Origin of the sequence: Sphingomonas sp. Leaf412 (assembly GCF_001425405.1) — a bacterium.
Classification (GTDB): Bacteria; Pseudomonadota; Alphaproteobacteria; order Sphingomonadales; family Sphingomonadaceae; genus Sphingomonas.
In genome coordinates, this window is record NZ_LMQP01000004.1 from 271643 (window position 1) to 291157 (window position 19515).

At 69.5% G+C, this 19515-nt stretch carries 12 protein-coding genes; 9 read left to right on the forward strand and 3 right to left on the reverse strand.

Annotated features, from left to right (window positions below):
* Positions 1–1333: alpha-glucuronidase family glycosyl hydrolase (locus ASG29_RS17660; RefSeq protein WP_268796250.1), on the reverse strand; the 1333-nt coding region annotated here is incomplete at its 3' end.
* 102 nt (positions 1334–1435) lie between these two features.
* On the opposite strand from ASG29_RS17660, the gene ASG29_RS16900 reads away from it, so the two are divergent.
* From ASG29_RS16900 to xylA, 9 genes are all read left to right on the forward strand, one after another.
* The gene (locus tag ASG29_RS16900) at positions 1436–3775 is read left to right on the forward strand and encodes a glycoside hydrolase family 3 N-terminal domain-containing protein (RefSeq protein ID WP_055986361.1); all 2340 of its coding nucleotides are present in this window, start codon (positions 1436–1438) and stop codon (positions 3773–3775) included.
* Complete coding sequence (locus ASG29_RS16905; protein WP_055986364.1) at positions 3772–6132, forward strand: glycoside hydrolase family 3 N-terminal domain-containing protein; 2361 nt, start codon at positions 3772–3774, stop codon at positions 6130–6132. The genes ASG29_RS16900 and ASG29_RS16905 overlap by 4 nt, the downstream gene beginning before the upstream one ends.
* Positions 6133–6140: 8 nt before the next feature.
* Positions 6141–7352, forward strand: a complete 1212-nt coding sequence (manD, locus tag ASG29_RS15555; RefSeq protein WP_055986367.1) for a D-mannonate dehydratase ManD — start codon at positions 6141–6143, stop codon at positions 7350–7352.
* 432 nt (positions 7353–7784) lie between these two features.
* A complete protein-coding gene (locus ASG29_RS15565; protein ID WP_055986373.1) occupies positions 7785–9095 on the forward strand; it encodes an MFS transporter in 1311 nt (436 codons plus the stop codon).
* Positions 9092–10504, forward strand: a complete 1413-nt coding sequence (uxaC, locus tag ASG29_RS15570) for a glucuronate isomerase (protein ID WP_055986376.1) — start codon at positions 9092–9094, stop codon at positions 10502–10504. The genes ASG29_RS15565 and uxaC overlap by 4 nt, the downstream gene beginning before the upstream one ends.
* Positions 10498–11940 (forward strand): mannitol dehydrogenase family protein, encoded by a 1443-nt coding sequence (locus ASG29_RS15575; RefSeq protein ID WP_055986380.1) that lies wholly within the window; start codon positions 10498–10500, stop codon positions 11938–11940. The genes uxaC and ASG29_RS15575 overlap by 7 nt, the downstream gene beginning before the upstream one ends.
* A gap of 72 nt (positions 11941–12012) precedes the next feature.
* The gene (locus tag ASG29_RS15580; RefSeq protein ID WP_055986383.1) at positions 12013–13086 is read left to right on the forward strand and encodes a glycoside hydrolase family 43 protein; all 1074 of its coding nucleotides are present in this window, start codon (positions 12013–12015) and stop codon (positions 13084–13086) included.
* Between the two features lie 194 nt (positions 13087–13280).
* On the forward strand, positions 13281–14732 hold the full coding sequence (gene xylB / locus ASG29_RS15585) for a xylulokinase (protein WP_055986386.1): 1452 nt from the start codon (positions 13281–13283) through the stop codon (positions 14730–14732).
* Positions 14729–16036 carry a xylose isomerase gene (gene xylA / locus ASG29_RS15590; RefSeq protein ID WP_055986389.1) on the forward strand — a complete coding sequence of 436 codons (1308 nt, stop codon included), beginning with the start codon at positions 14729–14731 and terminating at the stop codon, positions 16034–16036. Before xylB ends, xylA begins: the two co-directional genes overlap by 4 nt.
* 89 nt (positions 16037–16125) lie before the next feature.
* On the opposite strand, the gene ASG29_RS15595 is transcribed toward xylA, so the two are convergent.
* Both ASG29_RS15595 and ASG29_RS15600 read right to left on the reverse strand, forming a co-directional pair.
* Positions 16126–17334, reverse strand: a complete 1209-nt coding sequence (locus ASG29_RS15595; RefSeq protein WP_235532960.1) for a polysaccharide pyruvyl transferase family protein — start codon at positions 17332–17334, stop codon at positions 16126–16128.
* Positions 17335–17365: 31 nt separating this feature from the next.
* Positions 17366–19468 carry a right-handed parallel beta-helix repeat-containing protein gene (locus ASG29_RS15600; protein WP_055986395.1) on the reverse strand — a complete coding sequence of 701 codons (2103 nt, stop codon included), beginning with the start codon at positions 19466–19468 and terminating at the stop codon, positions 17366–17368.
* Positions 19469–19515 lie beyond the last annotated feature (47 nt).

A 19515-nucleotide genomic window follows, 5' to 3' on the forward strand; every position in this document is an offset into this window, starting at 1 on the left:
GATCCGTGCCGATGTTGGCGACCCCCGCGATGCCGCTGAGGCGATGGCGGTCCAGGCTGCCGTCGACCACCTCGGCCACGGTCGATCCCCTGCCCTTCGCGAACGTATCGGCGTCCAGCACCTCCGCCCACATCGTGCCGAGGTAGGCCACGTGTGTGGCGAAGCCGAGATATTCCTTCGTGATCTGGAATTCCGCTACCATCGGCGTCTTCGGCATCGCGCCGAACAGCGGATGGAACGGTTCGCGCGGCTGGAAATCGAGCGCGCCGTTCTTCACCTGCACCAGCACGTTGTCCGCGAACTTCCCGTCGAGCGGTTTGAACTCCGTATACGCCTGCTTCGCGCGGTCGGCGGGATCGGTGTCGGCGTAGACGAACGCGCGCCAGATCACGATGCCGTCATGCGGCGCGACCGCCGCGGCCAGCATGTTGGCGCCGTCCGCATGGCTGGCGCCGTAATCGCGCGGGCCGGGCTGGCCTTCGCTGTTCGCCTTGACCAGGAAGCCGCCGAAATCGGGGATCGCGCGCCAGACCTCGTCCGACTTCGCGCGCCACCACGCCGCCACCGCGGGATCGCGCGGGTCCGCGGTCTTCAGCCCGCCCAGCTCGATCGGCGCGGAGAAGCGCGCCGACAGGTACACGCGGATGCCCCACGGACGCAGCATGTCCGCCACCGCCGCCGCCTTCGCGATATAGGGCGCGGTCAGGCTGTCGGCCTTGGCATTGACGTTGTTCAGGACGGTGCCGTTGATCCCGATCGAGGCGTTGGCGCGCGCATAGTCGGTATAACGCGGGTTCCGGTCGTCGGGCAGGTGCCACCAGTCCCAGATCGACTGCCCCGCGTACCCGCGCTCGACATGGCCGTCGAGATTGTCCCAATGGTTGAGCATCCGCAGCTTCACGCGCGGCGAATCGGTCACGTCGATGCCGGTCATCGGCGCGCCGGTCGCGGCGCGGCGGATCAGTGCGAAGGCGCCGTACAGCGCACCGACTGGGCGATTCGCGGCGACGACGGTCACCGGCTTGCCGTCCACGACAATGCTGCGGATCACGAACCCCTCGTCGCCCGCCTTCGCCAGCGGCAGGTTCAGCGCGGCGATGGCGGGGTTGGCAGGCGTGCCGATCAGCACCGCGCCGGCCTTCTCCCCCAGCGCGCGATCGAGTTCGCCGGCGGCGAGTCGGATGGTCGCATCCGCCTCGGCCGTCGTAACCGACGCGGCCGCGTGCGGCACCGCGCGCGCGCGCAGCCACAGGTCGTAGCCGTCCTCCGCCGACGCGGGCGCCGCGCCCCCGATCGTCGCCGCCAAAGCCAGCGCGAAGCTCACGATCCTCATGCCCTCTCCTCCATTGCTCTTGACAAGCATTGCCCCCGGTTAGCATGGTAGCGCTATCGTCAACAAGCGGTGCCGAACACCGTGTGCGGGAGAGACAGCGGCATGGCGCGACCGATGGCATTGCTGCTGGCTGCCGCCTGCGTGGCTTCGGCGGCAGGCGCCGCGCCCGCGCCGCGCGCTCCGTATCGCGACGCCGCCGCCCCCGTGTCGACGCGTATCGACGACCTGCTGGCGCGCATGACGCTGGAGGAGAAGGTCGCGCAGATCACGACGGTGTGGGAGAAGCGCAAGCCGCTGGGCGACGCCCCCACCGCCGCCGCGCTGACCGCCGCCTTCCCGAACGGCATCGGCCAGGTCGCGCGCCCGTCCGACGCGGGCGGGCCGGGCAGCCCGCGCGTGACGCCGGGCCGCGATGCGCGCGCCACGGCGGAATACGTCAATCTGCTCCAGCGCTGGGCCGTCACGCGCACGCGGCTGGGCATCCCGATCCTGTTCCATGAGGAGGGGCTGCACGGCATCGCCGCGAAGGGCGCGACCAGCTTCCCGCAGGCGATCGCGCTGGCGTCGAGCTGGGACCCCGATCTGGTCCGCGCGGTCAATGCGGTCACCGCGCGGGAGACACGCGCGCGCGGCGTGCAAGTGTCGCTGTCCCCCGTGGTCGACATCGCGCGCGACCCGCGCTGGGGCCGGATCGAGGAGACGTTCGGGGAGGACCCGTACCTCGTCGGCGAGATGGGAGTCGCCGCGGTCGAGGGGTTGCAGGGCATTGGCCGCGTCACCGACCGGCTGGGCACGGACAAGGTCTTCGCCACGCTCAAGCACCTGACCGGCCACGGCCAGCCCGAAGCGGGGCAGAATATCGCCCCCGCCCCTCTGGCGGAGCGCGAATTGCGCGAATTCTTCCTGCCGCCGTTCGAGCAGGTCGTGGGGCGGACGGGCATTTCGGCGGTGATGGCGTCGTACAACGAGGTCGACGGCGTGCCGAGCCACGTCAACCGCTGGCTGCTGGGCGACATCCTGCGCGGCGAATGGGGATATCGCGGCGCGGTGGTCAGCGACTATTACGCCATCGACCAGTTGCGCGACATCCACCACGTCGCCCGCACGCTGGACGAGGCGGCGGCACGCGCGATCGATGCGGGCGTGGACGCGGACCTGCCCGAGGGGACCGCGTTCGCCACGCTGGTGAAGGCGGTGCGCGAGGGGCGCGTGCGGCAGGAATCGGTCGACCGCGCGGTGCGGCACATGCTCGACCTGAAGTTCCGCGCGGGCCTGTTCGAGCGGCCCTATGCAGATGCCGCGGCGGCGCAGGGCGCGACCAACACCCCCGCCGCGCGTGCCCTTGCGCGCACCGCCGCCCAGCGATCGATCGTGTTGCTGACCAACAAGGGCATGCTGCCGCTGAAGCCCGAAGGAACGATCGCGGTCATCGGCCCCAATGCGGCGGTCGCGCGGCTCGGCGGCTATTACGGCCAGCCGCCCGTCACGGTCAGCATCCTCGACGGCATCCGCGCGAAGGTGGGCGGCCGCGCGACGATCCTGCATGCCGAGGGCGTGAAGATCACCGAAAACGACGATTGGTGGGAAGACAAGGTCACGCTCGCCGATCCCGCCGCCAACCGCCGCCGGATCGCGCAGGCGGTGGAGGTCGCGCGCAAGGCCGACCGCATCGTGCTGGCGCTAGGCGATACCGAGCAGACCAGCCGCGAGGGCTGGGACGCCAAACACCTCGGCGACCGCCCCTCCCTCGACCTCGTCGGCGAGCAGCAGGCATTGTTCGACGCGCTCAACGCGCTGGGCAAGCCGATCGCGGTCGTCCTCATCAACGGCCGCCCCGCCAGCACCGTGCGGATCGCGGAGCAGGCGGATGCGCTGGTCGAGGGCTGGTACATCGGCGAGCAGGGCGGGAATGCGATGGCGGACGTACTGTTCGGCGACGTCAATCCGGGCGGCAAGCTGCCCGTCACGATCCCGCGCAACGCGGGGCAATTGCCGCTGTTCTACAACGTCAAGCCGTCGGCGGGCCGCGGTTACCTGTTCGACACGACCGCGCCGTTGTTCCCGTTCGGCCATGGCCTCAGCTACACCAGCTTCGACATCGGCGCGCCGCGCCTGTCCGCCGCCTCGATCGGCGCCGCGGGCAGCGTGATCGTGTCGGTCGACGTCGCCAACACCGGCGCGCGCGCGGGCGACGAGGTGGTGCAATTGTACCTGCGCGACGACGTGTCGTCGGTGACGCGACCCGTAAAGGAATTGAAGGGCTTCCGCCGCGTGACGCTGCGCCCCGGCGAGCGGCGGACGGTCGACTTCGTCCTCGGCCCCGACGCGCTGCAATTGTGGGATCGCGACATGAAACGCGTGGTGGAACCGGGCACCTTCACGGTCATGGCGGGGCCGAATTCGGTCGACCTGAAATCCGCGACGCTGACGGTGACGAAGTGAACCGGCGGCATTTCATCGGCCTCCTCGGCACCGCCGCCGCGCTCGTCCCGCTGCGCGCCGTCGCCGCGACCGCCGTGTACAAGGACCCGCGCGCGCCCGTCGACCTGCGCGTCGCGGACCTGCTGGCGCGCATGACGCTGGAGGAGAAGGTCGCGCAGATGACTGCGCTGTGGGCGACGAAGGCGGAGGTCATGACCGGCCTCGACTTCACGCCCGCCAAGGCATCCGCCGCCTATCCCCACGGCATCGGGCAGATCACGCGTCCGTCCGACCGCCGCGGCGGGCCGCAGGTGGCGGCGGTCGCGGGCGGCACCGGCGCGCGCTGGCGCGGGGGCGCGTCCACCATCGCCTTCGTCAACGCCGCGCAACGCTGGGCGCGCGAGGAGACGCGGCTGGGCATCCCGATCCTGTTCCACGAGGAGACGCTCCACGGCTACATGGCGCCCGACGCGACCATGTTCCCGCAGGCGATCGCGCTGGCGGGCAGTTTCGATCGCGACCTGATGCGCGAGGTCCAGACCGTGATCGCGCGCGAGACGCGTGCGCACGGCAGCATGCTGGCGCTTAGCCCGGTGGTCGATATCGCGCGCGACCCGCGCTGGGGCCGGATCGAGGAGACGTTCGGGGAGGACCCCTATGTCTGCGCCGAAATGGGCGTCGCGGCGGTCACCGGCCTTCAGGGCGGCACCGGCACCACCCTGCCCGCGGGGCATGTCTTCGCCACGCTGAAGCACATGACCGGCCACGGCCAGCCGCTGGCGGGCAACAACATCGCGCAGGCGCCGCTGGGCGAGCGGGAGTTGCGCGAGTTCTTCTTCCCGCCGTTCCGCGCGGTCGTCACGCGCACGGGCATCGCCGCGGTGATGCCGTCGTATAACGAAATTGACGGCCTCCCCAGCCATGCCAGCCGCTGGCTGCTCGGCAATATCCTGCGCAAGGAATGGGGCTTCGGCGGCGCGGTGGTCAGCGATTACGGCGCGGTGGACGAATTGCAGAAGATCCACCACGTCGCCGCCGATCTGGAGGATTGCGCGCGACAGGCGCTGTCCGCGGGCGTCGACAGCGAGCTTCCCGACGGGATGGCGTTCCGCACGCTGGTGGCGCAGGTCCGCGACGGCCGCGTGTCGCGCGCCGCGATCGATGCGGCATGCGGGCGCATGCTGGCGCTGAAGTTCCGCGCCGGCCTATTCGAGGCGACCCCGGTCGACGCACGCGCCGCGGCAAGGCTGACCGGCAACGACGAAGCACGCGCGCTGGCGCTGAAGGCGGCGGAGAAGTCGCTGTGTCTGCTGACCAACGACGGCGTCCTGCCGCTGACCCCCGGCGCGCACAAGCGCGTCGCGGTGATCGGCCCCAACGCCGCCATCGCGCGGCTCGGCGGCTATTCCGGCGCGCCGCGGCACGCGGTGTCGCTGCTCGACGGCGTGCGCGCCGCGCTGGCGGGGAAGGCGCAGGTCGTCCACGCGCAGGGCGTGTTCATCACGCAAAGCGAGGATCGCTCGGTCGACGAGGTGCTGCTGGCCGATCCGGCGAAGAACCGCGCGCTGATCGCGGAGGCGGTCGCCGCCGCGAAGGACTGCGACGTCATCCTGCTGGCGATCGGCGATACCGAACAGACTAGCCGGGAAGGGTTTGCGAAGAACCACCTCGGCGACCGCACGACCCTGGACTTGGTCGGCGAACAGAATGCGCTGTTCGACGCGTTGCATGCACTCGGCAAACCGATCGTCGTGTGCGCGATCAACGGCCGTCCCGCGTCATGGCCCACCGTCGCCGCGCGCGCCAATGCGCTGCTGGAATGCTGGTACGCCGGGCAGGAAGGCGGCACCGCGATCGCACGCGCGCTGTTCGGCGCGGTGAACCCCGGTGCGAAGCTGCCCGTCACCGTTCCGCGCGACGCCGGGCAGGTGCCGCTGACCTACAATCGCAAGCCGTCCGCCGGCCGCCCCTATGTCATCGGCGTTTCGACGCCGCTGTTCCCGTTCGGCCATGGCCTCAGCTACACCAGCTTCGACATCGGCCCGCCCCGCCTGTCCGCCGCGCGGATCGGCATCGCGGGCGAGGTCACCGTCACCACCATTGTCCGCAACACCGGCACCCGCGCGGGCGACGAGGTCGTGCAATTGTACGTCCGCGACCGCGAAGCCAGCGTCACGCGGCCGGTGAAGGAATTGAAGCAGTTCGCGCGGCTTTCCCTGGCCCCCGGCGAGACGCGCGAGATCGCCTTCACGCTCGGCCCCGACGCCTTCGCCTTGTGGAACACCGACATGAAGGAAGTGGTCGAACCCGGCCTGTTCGACATCATGGTCGGTCCGAATTCGGTCGACCTGAAGACCGTCACCCTCGACATCGCCTGAGGAATCCCATGCCCAAGATCACGTCCGCCCGCGTCATCGTCACCTGCCCCGGCCGTAACTTCGTCACGCTCCGGATCGAATGCGACGACGGCACCACCGGCGTCGGCGACGCGACGCTGAACGGCCGCGAGCTGTCGGTCGCCAGCTACCTGTCGGATCACGTCATCCCCTGCCTGATCGGCCGCGACGCGCACCGGATCGAGGATGTGTGGCAATATCTCTACAAGGGCGCCTACTGGCGCCGCGGCCCCGTCACCATGTCCGCGATCGCCGCGGTCGACATGGCGCTGTGGGACATCAAGGGGAAGATCGCGGGCCTGCCGGTCTATCAATTGCTGGGCGGCGCGGCGCGTGAAAGCTGCATGGTCTACGGCCATGCCAACGGCGCCAGCATCGACGACACGATCGCCGCCGCGCTGGATTATCAGGCGCAGGGGTACAAGGCGATCCGCATCCAGTGCGGCGTGCCCGGCATGGCGTCGACCTATGGCGTCAGCAAGGACCGCTATTTCTACGAACCCGCCGACGCCGATCTGCCGAGCGAGAATGTGTGGTCGACCAGCAAATACCTGCGCGTCGTCCCCGAGCTGTTCGCCGCGGCGCGCGAGGCACTGGGGTGGGACGTTCACCTGCTCCACGACGTCCACCACCGCCTGACCCCGATCGAGGCGGGGCGTCTGGGCAAGGATCTGGAGCCGTACCGCCCCTTCTGGCTGGAGGATGCGACGCCCGCGGAGAACCAGGAATCCTTCCGCCTGATCCGGCAGCATACCACGACGCCGCTGGCGGTCGGGGAAATCTTCAACTCGGTGTGGGATGCCAAGGACCTGATCGAGAACCAGCTGATCGATTACATCCGCGCCACCGTCGTCCATGCGGGCGGCATCACGCACCTGCGCCGCATCGCCGCGCTGGCGGACCTGTATCAGGTCCGCACCGGCTGCCACGGCGCGACCGACCTGTCGCCGGTGTCGATGGCCGCGGCGCTGCACTTCGGCCTGTCGGTGCCCAATTTCGGGGTGCAGGAATATATGCGCCACACCGCGGAAACCGACGCCGTCTTCCCGCATGCGTACACGTTCGCCGACGGCGCGATGCATCCGGGCGACGCGCCGGGTCTGGGCGTCGACATCGACGAGGAACTGGCCGCGGGCCACGAATACAGCCGCGCGTTCCTGCCCGTGAACCGGCTGGAGGACGGGACGCTGTGGAGCTGGTGAGGGTGCGTCATATGTGTCCCCGCGAAGGCGGGGACCCAGTCTGGGCTCCCGCCTTCGCGGGAGCACAAGGGACGATGCGCCACCCCCCCCCGTCATGCCGGGCCGGTCCCGGCTTCCACGGCGCCGCGTGCCTCACGCCGGCGAATGCGCGGCACGGTGGATGCCGGGACCAGCCCGGCATGACGACCTGTGTCAGCCATCCCGAATCCGTCATGCCGGCCCCCGAGCCGGCATCCATCGCGCCGCGCGGACAACGGCCGGCGGATGCGCGGCACGATGGACCCCGGATCGCGTCCGGGGTGACGATGCGGCATACCATCCCGTCATGCCGGGCCGGTCCCGGCATCCATGGCGCCGCGTCCGTCGCGCCGGCGGATGCGCGGCACGGTGGATGCCGGGACGAGCCCGGCATGACGAAGGTGGTTTGAGCCTATGACCGACCTCACCGACGCCCCCGACACAGCCGCCCGCGCCGTCCCGCGTCCGCGCGGGAACGTGCGGTGGTGGATCTGCGCGCTGCTGTTCACCGCGGTCGTGCTGTCCTATGTCGACCGCCTCGTGCTGGGGGTGTTGAAGCCGCAGCTGACGCAATTGTACGGCTGGACGAACAGCGGCTACGGCGACGTCACCGGCTATTTCCAGGTGTGCTACGGCCTCGGCTTCCTCGCCTTCGGCTGGCTGATCGACCGGATCGGGCCGAAGCTGGGCTATTTGCTGGCGATGGGCCTGTGGACCACGGGCCATTTCGCGCAGGTCCTCGTCACCAGCACGACCGGCTTCGCGATCGCGCGCATTCCGCTGGCGCTGGGGGAGGCGGGGACGTTCCCGTCCGCGCTGGCGGCGGCATCGCAATGGTTTCCGAAGAAGGAACGCGCGCTCGCGATCGGCATCTTCAACGCGGGCGCGAACGTCGGCGCGATCATCACGCCGCTGCTCGTGTCGTTCCTCGTCGCGTCGCTGCTGCTCGACTGGCGCTGGGCGTTCGTCGTCACGGGCGTGTTCAACGTCGTGTGGCTGGTCGCATGGTGGCGCTTCTACCACGCCCCCGCCGCGCATCCGCGCATCACCGCGGAGGAACGCGCGCATATCGAGGCGGAGCCGGTCGAGACCGGCGGGCGCGTCGGTTTCGGCACGCTGCTGCGCCACCGCGAGACTTGGGCGTACATGACCGGGCGCTTCCTGATCGATCCGGTGTGGTGGACGTTCCTGTTTTGGCTGCCCGATTTCTTCTCCACCACCTACGGCTACGACCTCAAGAGCTTCGGCCCGCCATTGGTCGCGATCTACATTCTCGCCGACGTCGGCGCGGTCGCGGGCGGGTGGTATTCGTCGCACCTTCTGAAGCGCGGCACCGCGTTGCGCACCGCACGCCGCCGCGCAATGCTGATCTGCGCCTTCTTCGCGCTGCCCGTCATGTTCGCGGCCAACGCGCCGTCGATCTGGTGGGCGGTGGGCGCGATCGGCCTGGCGTGCGCGGCGCATCAGGGCTTCTCGACCAATCTGTTCGCCACCCCGGGCGACATCTTCCCGCGGTATGCGCAGGGGACGCTGATCGGGCTGGGCGGGTTCGCGGGCGCGGTGGGGGGCTTCATCGCGTCCAAGTCGCTGGGCGTGATCCTCGACCGCGTCGGCAGCTACCAGCCGTTCTTCATCGCCTGCGGCCTCGCCTATTTCGTCGCGCTTGCGGCGGTGATGCTGCTCAATCCCCGCTATCGCGACGTCAGGATCGAACCTAGCGCATGACCCGGCCGCTCCGCCTCCACCCCGATCGCCTGTTCCCCGCCGACCCCACGACGCGCGGGATCGCGCGCGCGCTGTACGAAGGCGTGAAGAACCTGCCGATCGTCAGCCCGCACGGCCACACCGACCCGGCGTGGTTCGCGCGCAACGAACCGTTCGCGGACCCGGCGCAATTGCTGATCGTCCCCGACCATTACGTCTTCCGCATGCTCTACAGCCAGGGCGTGCCCTTGGAGGCGCTGGGCGTGCCCAGCGTCGACGGATCGCCGGTGGAGACGGACAGCCGCGCGATCTGGCGCCAGCTGGCCGAAAACTATCATCTGTTCCGCGGGACGCCGTCGCGGATGTGGCTGGACTGGGTGTTCGCGGAAGCGTTCGGGATCGACGTCCGGCTGGAGGCGGCGACGGCGGACCATTATTACGACGTGATCGATGCCGCGCTGAAGACCGACGCCTTCCGCCCGCGCGCCCTGTTCGAACGCTACGGCATCGAACTGATCGCCACGACCGAAAGCCCGCTCGACCCCCTCGACCACCATGCCGCGATCCGCGCATCTGGCTGGGGCAAGCGCATCCTGACCGCCTATCGCCCCGATCCCGTCACCGACCCCGACGACCCCGATTTCGCCGCCAACGTCCGGCGCTTCTGCGCCACCGCGGGGGAGGACGCGGGGACCTACGCCGGCTACCTCGCCGCACACGTTTTCCACCGCGCGCGCTTCCGCGCGGCGGGGGCGACCAGCACCGACCACGGCCACCCCACCGCGCGCACCTTGTGGCTCGACCGCGCGGATATCGAGGCGTTGTACGCGCGTGTCATGGCGGGCGGCACGGCGGATGAGGCGGAGACGTTCCGCGCGCACGTGCTGACCGAAATGGCGGCGATGTCGGTTTCGGACGGCATGGTCATGCAGCTGCACCCCGGCGCGATGCGCGCGCACAATGCGGCGGTGCTGGCCCGGTTCGGGAAGGACAAGGGCGCGGATATCCCGGTGCAGACCGAGTACGTCCGCGCGCTGAAACCGTTGCTCGACCGTCACGGCAACGACCCGCGCCTGACGCTGATCGTCTTCACGCTGGACGAGGACACATACAGCCGCGAACTCGCGCCGCTCGCGGGCCACTACCCGTGCCTGCGCCTCGGCCCGCCGTGGTGGTTCCACGATTCGCCCGAGGGGATGCGCCGCTTCCGCGAGGCCGCGACGGAAACCGCGGGCTTCTACAACACCGTCGGCTTCAACGACGACACCCGCGCCTTCCTGTCGATCCCCGCGCGGCACGATGTCGCGCGGCGGATGGACTGCGGCTTCCTCGCGCGGCTGGTCGCCGAACACCGGCTGGAGCAGGACGAGGCGCATGAGGTCGCGCAGGCGCTGTCCTACGACCTCGTGAAAGCGGCGTACAAATTGTGAGGCTGTCGACCGCGACGCTCCCGCACCTGCCCGCCGACGTGGCGCGCCCGTCGTACGATCGAGGCGCGGTACGTGCGGGGGTCGTCCACCTCGGCATCGGCGCGTTCCACCGCGCGCACCAGGCGCTGGTGTTCGACCGCGCGCTGGCGGCGAGCGACCGGCGCTGGGGCATCACCGGCGCATCGCTCCGCTCGCCTGCGACCCGCGACGCGATGGCGCCGCAGGACAACCTCTACACGCTGGTCGAGCGTGACGGCGCGGGCGACCGGCGGCGCGTGATCGGCGCGGTGCTCGACACTTTGGTCGCGCCGGAGGATCCCGCCGCGCTCGTCGCGCGCCTCGCCGACGCCGCGACGCATATCGTGACGCTGACCGTGACGGAGAAGGGCTATCGCCTCGACGCCGCGGGCAACCTGCTGACCGGCGAGGCGGACGTCGCCGCCGATATCGCGCATCCGCACGCCCCCCGAACCGCCCCCGGTTTCCTCGTCGCCGCGCTCGCGCGCCGCCGCGCCGCGGGGCTGGCGCCGTTCACCGCGATCAGTTGCGACAATCTGCCGTCAAACGGCCACCGCCTGCGCAACGCGGTGCTGGCGATGGCGGAGGCGCAGGACGCGGGCCTTGCCCGCTGGATCGCGGCGGAGGGGGCGTTCCCCGAAACCATGGTCGACCGCATCGTCCCCGCCACCACCGACGCGGACATCCATGCCTTCGCCGCCGCCACGGGCGTGGAGGATCGCGCGCTCGTGACCGGCGAGCCGTTCCTGCAATGGGTGATCGAGGACCGCTTCTGCGGCCCGCGCCCCGATTTCGCGGCGTTCGGCGCGCAGCTGACCGATGCGGTCGCGCCGTGGGAGGAGGCGAAGCTGCGCCTGCTCAACGGCGCGCATTCCGCGCTCGCGTATCTCGCGGGCCTCGCGGGCGTCGAGTTCGTGCATCAGGCGATCGCGCTGCCCGAATACCGCCGTCTGGTCGACCGGCTGTGGGACGAATCCGCCGCCACTTTGTCCCCGCCCCCCGGCCTCGACCTCCCCATCTATCGCGCCGCGCTGCTGGCGCGCTTCGCCAATCCCGCGCTGCATCATCGCACGCGGCAGATCGCGATGGACGGGTCGCAGAAACTGCCCCAGCGGCTGATCGCCCCGCTCGCCGCCACGATCGCCGCGGGGCGGGAGGCGCCCGCGCTGGCGCTGGCGGTCGCGGGCTGGATGCGGTGGCAGGCGGGGCGCGACGATGCGGGCGCCGCGCATGTCGTCGACGATCCGCGGGCGGCGGAAACGTCGCGGCGGTGGCACGGCGCGCCCGATGCCGCCGCGCGCGTCGCCGCCCTGCTGCCGCTGGTAGCGCCGGACGCGGCCGCGCTGGCCCCCGCCGTCACCGCGGCGCTGCGGGCGATCGAGGATCGCGGCGCAAAAGGTGCGACGGCCATGCTGTAGCCGCTTGCGGAGCCGTTATGGTAGCGCTATCGTCCACCGCAAGGCCGATCACTGGCCGCCTCGGGAGAGACCATGACGCGCCGTTCCGCCCCGCTCGCCGCCCTGTTGTTGCTCGCCGCCGCGAGCGCGCCCGCGCAACAGCCCGAACCCCGCGCTCCTGACGGCCGCCGCTATTTGTCGCAGCCGCTGGTCAGCGAGATCTACACTGCCGATCCGTCCGCGCACGTGTTCAACGGCAAATTGTACATCTACCCCAGCCACGACATCGACGGCCCGGCGCCCGAGGACGATCTGGGCGGCCATTTCGAGATGCGCGACTATCGCGTGCTCAGCATGGACTCGCCCGGCGGGAAGGTCACCGTCCACCCCGTCGCGCTCGACGTAAAGCAGGTGCCCTGGGCGACGAAGCAGATGTGGGCGCCCGACGCGGCGTACAAGGACGGCACGTACTTCCTGTACTTCCCCGCCAAGGACAAGGCAGGCGCGTTCCGCATCGGCGTCGCGACGTCGAAATCCCCGACCGGACCGTTCACGGCGGAGCCGCAGCCGATCCGGGGCAGCTTCTCGATCGATCCCGCGGTGTTCACCGACACCGACGGCAAGAGCTACATGTATTTCGGCGGCATCTGGGGCGGGCAGCTCCAGCGCAACACGACGGGGCGGTATGACGCCAACGGATCGAAGACCGACCTGAACGCCCCCGACAAGCCCGCACTGTCGCCCAAGGTCGCGATGATGTCCGCGGACATGAAGCAGTTCGCGCACCCGCCCCGCGACGTGCGGATCGTCGACGAGGCGGGCAAACCGCTGCTGGGCGGCGACACGGACCGCCGCTTCTTCGAGGCGGCGTGGATGCACAAGTACAAGGGCAAATATTACTTCAGCTGGTCGACCGGCGACACGCATTACCTGGCCTACGGCATCGGCACCTCGCCCTACGGCCCCTTCACCTACAAGGGCCGCATCCTGGAGCCCGTCGTCGGCTGGACCACGCATCATTCGATCGTGGAGTGGCAGGGCAAATGGTGGCTGTTCTACGCCGACAGCCAGTTGTCCGGGCAGACACGCCTGCGCAACGTCAAGATGACCGAGCTGCACTACAATCCGGACGGCACGATCCGCACGATCGATCCGCTCGTCAAATGAGCGTGGCTTCCGTCATCGCACCGTCCCGTGGTTCGCGGGACCTTCGTCACGAACGACGTCGTCATGCCGGGCTTGTCCCGGCATCCATGGCGCCGCGAGACGATGAGCCGGTTATCTCGCGGCACGATGGACCCCGGAACAAGTCCGGGGTGACGAAGCCCTTCTCGGTCATCGTCGTCCCCGGAGCCTGATCGATGTTCCTCGGCATCGACATCGGCACGTCCGGCGTGAAGGCGGTCGTGCTGGACCGCCACGCCGCGGTCGTCGCGCAGGGGATTGCCGCGCTGACGGTCCAGCGGCCGCAGCCGTTGTGGTCCGAACAGGACCCCGACAGTTGGTGGCAGGCGACCTGCGCCGCGGTGCAGTCGCTGCCCGCCGACGTGCGCCGCGCGGTCCGCGGCGTCGGCGTGGCGGGGCAGATGCACGGCGCGACGCTGCTGGGCGCGGACGATCGCCCCCTGCGCCCCGCGATCCTGTGGAACGACGGGCGTAGTCACGCCGAATGCGCGGCAATGGAGGCGGCGGTGCCCGACCTTCACCGGATCGCGGGCAACCTGGCCATGCCCGGCTTCACCGCGCCCAAGCTGGCATGGGTCCGTCGCCACGAGCCCGCGACCTTCGACCGCATCGCCACCGTCCTGCTGCCCAAGGATTACGTCCGCCTGCGCATGACGGGCGAGAAGGCGACCGACGTATCCGACGCCGCGGGCACCCTGTGGCTGGACGTCGCGAAGCGCGACTGGAGCGACGCGCTGCTCGCCGCCACCGGCCTGACCCGCGCGCAGATGCCGCGCGCGGTCGAGGGCGTCGCGGTCACCGGCAGGTTGCGCGACGACGTGGCCGAATCGTGGGGCATGCCCGCGGTCCCGGTCGCGGGCGGCGGCGGGGACAATGCCGCGGGCGCGGCGGGCGTGGGCGTGGTGAAGGACGGCGACGCATTGCTGTCGCTCGGCACGTCGGGCGTCATCTTCGTCGCGACGAAGGATTTCCGCCCCAATCCCGCCAGCGCAGTCCACGCCTTCTGCCACTGCCTGCCCGACCTGTGGCACCAGATGACGGTCCACCTGTCCGCCGCCGCCTGCATCGACTGGGTCGCGCGGCTGACCGGCGCGGCGGGCGCGGCGGACCTGTTCGCGCGGGCGGAAAAGGCCGGCCCCGCGGGCGGCCCGGAAATCTTCCTCCCCTATTTGTCCGGCGAACGGACGCCGCACAACGACGCCGCGGTCCGCGGCGGTTTCCTCGGTCTCGACCACGACACCAATCCCGAACGGCTGGCGCAGGCGGTGCTGGAGGGAGTCTCCTTCGCGCTCGCCGACGGTCTCGACGCGCTGCGCGATGCGGGCACGCAGGTGGAGCGCCTGTCCGTCATCGGCGGCGGCGCACGCTCGCGTTACTGGGGCCGGACGATCGCCGCCACATTGGGCGTCGAGCTGGTGTATCTCGACGGCGGCGAGGTCGGCCCCGCCCTGGGCGCGGCGCGGCTGGCGCAACTGGCGGTCGACGGCGGCGCCCCCGCCGACGTGTGCGTCCCCCCGCCGGTCAGCCACACGATCCCCGCCAACCCGATCCTCGCCGACCGCCTCGCGCCCAAGCGCGCGCGCTTCGTCCAGGCCTATCCCCGCATCACACCCAGGAACGAGCCATGACCGATTTCTTCGCCGACATTCCCCAGATAAAATACGAAGGCCCCGACAGCGACAACGAGCTGGCGTACCGCTTCTACGACAAGGACCGGGTGGTTCTGGGCAAGCGAATGGAGGACCACCTCCGCTTCGCCGCCTGCTTCTGGCACACCTTCTGCTGGCCGGGCAGCGACGTGTTCGGCGCGGGCACCTTCGACCGCCCGTGGCATCGCGGCGCCAACGACGCCGCCGCCGCGGCGACCAAGCGGGAGGTCGCGTTCGACTTCTTCGGCAAGCTCGACATCCCCTATTACTGCTTCCACGACGTGGACGTGATGGCGGACGCCAACAACGTCGCCGAGCATCGCCGCCATTTCGCGGAGGCCGTCGATCACCTCGAAAAGTTGCAGGCGTCGTCGGGCCGCAAATTGCTGTGGGGCACCGCCAACGCGTTCAGCCACCCGCGCTTCGCCGCGGGCGCCGCGACCAATCCCGATCCGGAGGTCTACGCCTTCGCCGCGATGCAGGTGCGCGACGCGCTGGAGGCGACGCATCGCCTCGGCGGCGCGAACTACGTCCTGTGGGGCGGTCGCGAGGGGTATGAGACGCTCGCCAATACCGACATGGCGCGCGAGCTGGACAATTTCGGTGCGTTCCTGACCAAGGTGGTGGAGCACAAGCACAAGATCGGCTTCACCGGCACGATCCTGATCGAACCCAAGCCGCACGAGCCGACGAAGCACCAGTACGATTTCGACACCGCCACGGTGTACGGCTTCCTGAAGCGCTACGGGCTGGAGAACGAGGTCCGCGTCAACATCGAGGCGAACCACGCGACCCTCGCTGGCCATACGTTCGAGCATGAGATCGCGACCGCCTCGGCGCTCGGCATCTTCGGCTCGATCGACGCCAATCGCGGCGATCCGCAGAACGGGTGGGATACCGACCAATTCCCCAATTCGGTGGAGGAACTGACGCTGGCGATGCTGGAGATCGTTCGCGCGGGCGGGTTCACCACCGGCGGGTTCAACTTCGATGCGAAGGTCCGGCGCCAGTCGGTCGACGCGGTGGACCTGTTCCACGGTCATATCGGCGGCATCGACGTGGTGGCGAAGGGCCTGCTCAACGCCGCCGCGCTGATCGAGGACGGACGCCTCGATACGCTGAAGGCGGAACGCTACGCCGGCTGGGACGGCGAGTTTGGCCGGGCGGTGCAGGCGCGCGACCTCGCGGGCATCGCGGACCTCGCGATCGAGCGGAACGTCGATCCGAAACCGCGGTCGGGCCGGCAGGAGCGGATCGAGAATATCGTCAACCGCTTCATGTGATGGATGTGTTCCTGCGAACGCAGGAACCCAGGGACGCAGGCGCCATCGCTTGAAACCCTGGGTTCCTGCGTTCGCAGGAACACGAAAGTCTATCGCCGCGCCTTCGCCTTCAATTCGCGGAACAGCGCGCGCAGGACGTCGCGATAGATATCCAGCTTCGCCGACACCTGCGCCATCCCCGCCGCCGCCTGCGCCGACAGTTCCGGCCGCCGGTCGAACGCGTCCAGCGTGAAGGCCAGCGCCTGGTCGGTGTCCATGCCCTTCACCGGGATCATGGCGTCATAGCCCAGCATCCCGAACAGGCCGCCGAACTTGCGGCTGTACGCCACCGGCACCACCGGCGTCCCCGACGAATAGGCGCCGATGCACGCATGCATCCGTCCCGCGACCAGGAAGTCGAGGCCGGAGATGTACGATTTCGCCGCCATCGGATCGGGGAAGTCGGGGACGCGGATCGCTTGCGGATAGTCCGCGGCCAGCAGGTCCGCGCGCCGCGAATCGTCGTCCTGCGGCTGGCTGCGGGTATAGGCGTGGGTGATGAGGTGGACCTCCGCCCCGCGCGCCAGGAACGCCTCGATCAGCCGCCGGGTGTAGGCGACATAGTCGACCGACAGGCCGAAGCGGTTCGTGCCCGTCTCCGCCTCGTGGTACAGCAGCCCCGACGCGTTGATGCCCACCCGCGGCCGCGCGCCGCCGCGCTCCGCCGCCCGGCTTTCGTACGGCAGTTCGAACGCCACGTCCGCCGCCAGCGCGATCGTGGCGCCCGGCGCCAGCTTGCGCGCGATGTCGTACGACTGGTCGTCGCGCGCCACCGTCGCGCGCGCGCGCTTCATGATGAACCCCGCCAGCTTCCGGTACTTGGGCTGTTCGAACGGCCCGATCGTCATCGGCGACAGGATCAGCGGCTTGCCGCGCGCTAGCACCATCAGCTTGGTGGACCAGATGAACATGAAGCGCCGCGGGTGGTAGATGTCGGCGAAGCTGTCGCCGCCGCTGATGTCCAGCACGCAGTCGCTGCGCCCGAACGCCCGCCACAGCCCCTTTGGCGAGACGAGCGAGCGGCCGTCGATCACCACCGACGCCACGCGCCCGTGGCTGAGGTCGGGGGCGTCGTTGTCCTTCATCCCGATGGAGGTGAAGTCGGGGTCGATCCCCTCCTCGCGCGCCACCTTCTCCGCGATCGCCATGTTCGCGACGGTCAGCGCCCCGACGCCCAGGTTGCCCGAGGTCAGCGAATGGAACAGCAACCCGATCCGCAGCCGCACGGGCTCGGTGGTCGTCGGCGTCTCGATCGGCATCGGCGGCGTCATCGCCGTCGCGGCGGGACGGTCAGAGCGTGAAGTCGCTCGCCGCCAGCGCGCCCACGCCCTTCAGGACGATGGAGAAGTCCGCGATCCCGTCGCCGTTGACGTCGCCGTAGACGAAGCTGTCGACGCCCACCTTGTCGAAGCGCAGCTCGCCCGCCTTCTTCGTGAACGCCGCGGTACCGATGAAGGCGAAGGCGTCGTTCGTCGTCGTCGCGATCCGGGCGTCGATCGGGCTCAGGTCGATCTTGTCGGTGCCGCGCGCGAAGTCGGTGATGACGTCGAACCCGCCCGCCGCCACGTCGGCGCTGCGGAAGCGGAAGATGTCGGCGCCGATGCCGCCGGTCATCGTGTCCTGCCCCGCGCCGCCTTCGAGCACGTCGGCGCCCGCGCCGCCCGCCAGCGTGTCGTTGCCGTCGCCGCCCAGCAGGTTGTCGTTGCCGTTACCCCCGTCGAGCCAGTCGTTTCCCGCGTCGCCGCGCAACAGGTCGTTTCCCTCGCCGCCGAACAGGCGGTCGTCGCCGTCGCCGCCCTGCAACGTATCGTTGCCCGCCAGGCCGTAGAGGATGTCCTTGCCGGTCGACCCGACCATCCGGTTGTCCAGTCCGTTGCCCGTCCCGGTCAGCCCGCCCGCGCCCATGCGCAGGTTCTCGACATTGGCGCCCAGCGTGTACGAGATGTAGTTGGTGACCGTGTCGTTCCCGCCGTTCAGGCCCTCGACGACCGCGTTGCCCGCCGCGCGGACGACGTAATTGTCGTCGCCTGCCCCGCCGACCATCGTGTGGCTTCCCTGGATCACGCCGATCAGCATGTCGTCGCCCGCGCCGCCCTCCAGCCGGCTGTTGCCGATGGTGGTGGCGGACAGGCGGTCGTTCCCCGCCGTCCCCTGCACGACCTGTTCGGTGAAGACGCGCGCTTCCTCGATCGGCGGATCGATATAGCCCAGCGAGGTCACCATCCGGGCGATGACGTCGTCGGCGAAGACCGACAGCGTCATCGTCGCGACGGTCGCGGTCGTCCCGGTGGACGGCGCGATCGCGCTGCCGTCCAGGGTGGAGATCGAGCTTTCGAACGCGGCGTTTATCCTGGCCCCCACGTCCGCCTCGGCGGTGCGGCTGCCCGCCATGCCCGCGATCGACGCCGAGATCATGCGCCCCATGTCGACCGTGATCGTTTCGGCCAGCACGTTGGCGACCTTCTTCACGGTCGGGGAGTCGATATAGATGTAGCCGCTCGCCTCGTTCTCGCTGACGGTGGCGCTGGTCACCCGCTCGATGCGGATGTTCGACTTCTGCCCTTCGATCGCGATGACGTTGTTGTTCGACACGGTCAGGCCGTTGACGCCGTCGATGCCGATGCCGTTGCCGATGCCGCCGACGATGGTGTTGCCCGTCACGGTCACGTTCTGGAACGGCAGCGTGTCGAGCTGGTCGCGGATGAAGATGCCCTGCACCGGATCGCCCGCGCCGCGCGTGACGACGTTGTCGGTGATCGTGATGTTGCTCGCGGCCTTCGTCGTGCCCGACGTCCACAGCTGGATCGCGTCGGGATGGTCGCCGGTGCCGTCGCCGGTGCCCCAGTCGGGGTAGAAATCGGTGAAGTAATTGCCGGAGATGACCATGTTCGACGTGCCGCCGCCGCGCACCGCGTCGGTGCGGATGTCGTGGAAGCTGTTGTTCGTGATCGTCAGGCCGGTGTTGTCCAGGAAGGACAGCGCATGCCACGCTTCATGGAATTCGGAATTGCTGACGGTGACGTTGCTGCTGTTGCGGATCATCAACGGCGAGATGTCGTCGCCCGGATTGCCGTTCAGCGAGCCGTGCACGTTCAGGTCGTCCAGCACGATGTTCGACGAACCGAACACGGTGAAGGCGTACATCTTCGCGCTGGTGGCGTCGAATTCCAGGCCGCGGAACGTCAGGCCGCTGCTGTTCTTCAGCATCATGTCGGTGAAGACCGCGGGGCGGGCCGGATCGGCCGAAACGATGGTCACGTTGCCCGCGATATTGATGTTCGTCAGGGTAACGTTCGAATAGGTGCCCGACGCGACCGTGATCGTATCACCCGATTTCGCCTGCGTCAGTGCGTACTTCAGCTGATCGGTGGTTTTAACGGAGAAGTTCGACAAGATCCGCGTCCTCTTTGCTGAGCGCGGATTTCGGTGCTTCCGAAAAC